Here is a 1,194-nt window from a genome sequence, read left to right as displayed (position 1 = left end):
GCTTACTTGATGATCTTGGCAACCACGCCGGCGCCGACGGTACGACCGCCTTCACGGATGGCGAAGCGCAGACCTTCGTCCATCGCGACCGGGTTGATCAGCGTCACCGCTATCTTGACGTTGTCGCCCGGCATCACCATATCCACCCCTTCCGGCAGATGGATCGCGCCCGTGATGTCGGTGGTGCGGAAGTATAACTGCGGGCGGTAACCATTTAAGAACGGCGTGTGACGACCACCCTCGTCCTTCGACAGCACGTACACCTCGGCCTCGAACTCGGTATGCGGCTTGATCGTACCCGGCTTGCACAGCACCTGGCCGCGCTCCACGTCGTCACGCTTGGTGCCACGCAGCAGAAGACCCGCGTTGTCGCCCGCCTGACCCTGGTCCAGCAGCTTGCGGAACATTTCCACGCCGGTCACCGTGGTCTTCTGCGTCGTACGGATCCCGACAATTTCGATTTCGTCGCCCACCTTGATGATGCCGCGCTCGATACGACCGGTCACCACGGTGCCGCGGCCGGAGATCGAGAACACGTCTTCGACCGGCATCAGGAACGGGCGATCGACGTCGCGGGTCGGATCCGGAATGAAGCTGTCCAGCGCATCGACCAGCTTCAGGATCGCCGGCACGCCGATGTCGCTCTGATCACCGTCCAGCGCCAGACGCGCCGAACCGTGGATGATCGGGGTGTCATCGCCCGGGAAGTCGTACTTGCTCAGCAGCTCGCGCACTTCCATTTCGACCAGCTCGAGCAGCTCGGCGTCGTCGACCATGTCGGCCTTGTTCAGGAACACGACGATGTGCGGCACACCGACCTGACGCGAGAGCAGGATGTGCTCGCGGGTCTGCGGCATCGGGCCGTCAGCGGCCGAACACACCAGGATCGCGCCGTCCATCTGCGCCGCACCGGTGATCATGTTCTTGACGTAGTCGGCGTGGCCGGGGCAGTCAACGTGCGCGTAGTGACGGTTCGGGGATTCGTATTCGACGTGGGCGGTCGAAATTGTGATGCCGCGCGCCTTCTCTTCCGGCGCTGCGTCGATCGCGTCGTACGCCTTGAACTCGCCACCGAAACGCTCGGCACCGATCTTGGTCAGCGCAGCGGTCAACGTGGTCTTGCCATGGTCAACGTGACCGATGGTGCCGACATTGACGTGCAGCTTGGTGCGCTCGAATTTAGCTTTTGCCATG

Annotated in this window: 1 protein-coding gene; it reads right to left on the bottom strand. The window is 62.8% G+C overall.

All coding sequences use genetic code 11. The annotated features are described in order from the left end of the window. Positions 1–2: 2 nt before the first annotated feature. Positions 3–1,193: an elongation factor Tu gene (gene tuf, locus XAXN_RS19765; protein WP_054320780.1), complete on the bottom strand. Its 1,191-nt coding sequence runs from the start codon at positions 1,191–1,193 to the stop codon at positions 3–5. Position 1,194 lies beyond the last annotated feature (1 nt).

Origin of the sequence: Xanthomonas axonopodis (genome assembly GCF_001304695.1) — a bacterium.
Classification (GTDB): domain Bacteria; phylum Pseudomonadota; class Gammaproteobacteria; order Xanthomonadales; family Xanthomonadaceae; genus Xanthomonas; species Xanthomonas axonopodis.
Note: the sequence above shows the minus strand (reverse complement) of the source record. Positions and strands in the feature narration are given on the sequence as shown.